This window comes from Phytoactinopolyspora endophytica (assembly GCF_004138495.1).
GTDB classification, from domain to species: Bacteria; Actinomycetota; Actinomycetes; order Jiangellales; family Jiangellaceae; genus Phytoactinopolyspora; species Phytoactinopolyspora endophytica.
Map to the genome: position 1 here is coordinate 56,095 of NZ_ML142850.1, position 1,662 is coordinate 57,756.

1 protein-coding gene is annotated in these 1,662 nt (G+C 71.5%); it reads right to left on the reverse strand.

The genetic code is table 11. The features are described 5' to 3' along the window. Positions 1–1,662, reverse strand: a 1,662-nt coding sequence (locus tag ELR45_RS03615; protein ID WP_240759189.1) for a condensation domain-containing protein, incomplete at both ends; no start/stop codon positions are given.

Below are 1,662 nucleotides of genomic sequence, written 5' to 3' on the forward strand. Positions count from 1 at the left end.
ACTCTGCGTGCAGAGTCGAGGAAGCTCTGACCGGTGCCGGCCCGGCATCCCACGAGCAGCAACGACGAGAAGTCGCCGATCACACCGTTCACGTCCGGGTGCACGTCGTCCCGGTCGAACAGGGTCAGGTTCACCGTCAGGTCCGGCTGGCCGCTGAATGCTGCCAGCACCTCCGCATACGCCGTGAGCAGCACTGCCGTCGGCGTGATCCCATGCCGGCGGGCCCGCTCGGTGAGCCGTGCCCACCGCTGGGGGTCGATGAACGCATGCGAGCGGCGGAAGCGTGGCGCGTCCACGGTGTCGGGTTCGACGGCCAACGGAAGCTGCGGCGCCGGCGGCAGGCCGGGCAGCCGGGATCGCCAGTACTCGTCGGCCGCGGCTACCCGCTGCGGGTCCGGCGCGACCTGGAGGACATAGTCGCGGAACGACATCTCCAGTGCCGGCAACGGCGCGTCCAGGTCGCGATAGAGCGCGTCCCACTCGGTGAACAGCACCATGATGCTGCGTCCGTCGAGCGCGATGCTGTCGAGCCCGACCCCGATCCGGAGTCGCGGCCGGCCGCCGCCGTCACCGTGGTCGCCGTCGTCCACGTAGGTGACCGCGCGGATCGCGAACAGCGGCCCGTTCGCGGTGTCAGCGACGTGGTGAGACGTGGTCTCGCGCAGCTCACGGAGCGCGTCATCGGGCGAGTGTCCGCCGTCGGTGACCGGGATCCGGTAGCGGGGCACTTCGGGCAACACTCGCTGCGTGCCATCCGCCGCCACGACCGCGCGAAGCATCTCGTGCCGTTCGACCAGCCGGTTCCACGCCTCTTCCAGCCGTTCCAGGTCGATCTCGGCGCCGTCGAGCTCGAGGTAGAAGTGCGACGCCACGCCACCCAGGGGAAGCTTCGGGTCGCGGCCGATCCAGTACGCCCGTTGCACCTCGGTCAGCGGGAACGGCTCGAACCGGCCGGCCGGGTCGGGTCGCAGCGCGGGCTGTTCGGACCGCTCTCCCGGCGTCAACGTGGCGGCGAAGCCGGCCAGCTCCGGTGTCGTGAACAGCGCGGCCAGCGTCGCGCCGCCGAGACCGGCCTCGCCCAGCCGGTTGACCAGCCGGGTGGCCAGCAGGCTGTCTCCGCCCAGCGCGAAGAATCCGTCCCGGCGGCCCACCCGATCCACCTCCAGCAGCTGCGCCCACAGCCTGGCCACGGCCTCCTCCACCGGCCCGGACGGCGGTTCGAAGCCGTGGGCGGACGTGTCGCCGGGCTCGGCGAGCACCTGGTGGACGGCCTTACGGTCGATCTTGCCGTTGGCCGTGATCGGTAAGGCGTCCAGGACGTGGATGTGTTCGGGAACCATGTAGCCGGGGACACGGCCGGCGAGCCAGTCACGCAGCTCGGCAGGGGCAGCGGCGGACGACGACAACGCCGCAGGCCCGGATGCCTGGGCCGGCGAGCCAGGCGACTCCCCTTCCACGTGACCGCTGAGCACCACGGCGGCGGCCAGCCGGCGGGTGGCGCCGTCGACGACGGTAGCGATCGCCTTGTCGACGTCCGGATGGACGGCCAGGTGCGACTCGATCTCGCCCAGCTCGATCCGGTGCCCGCGGACCTTCACCTGGTGATCGGCCCGGCCGAGGAACTCCAATGTCCCATCGGGCCAGTAGCGGGCCAGGTCGCCG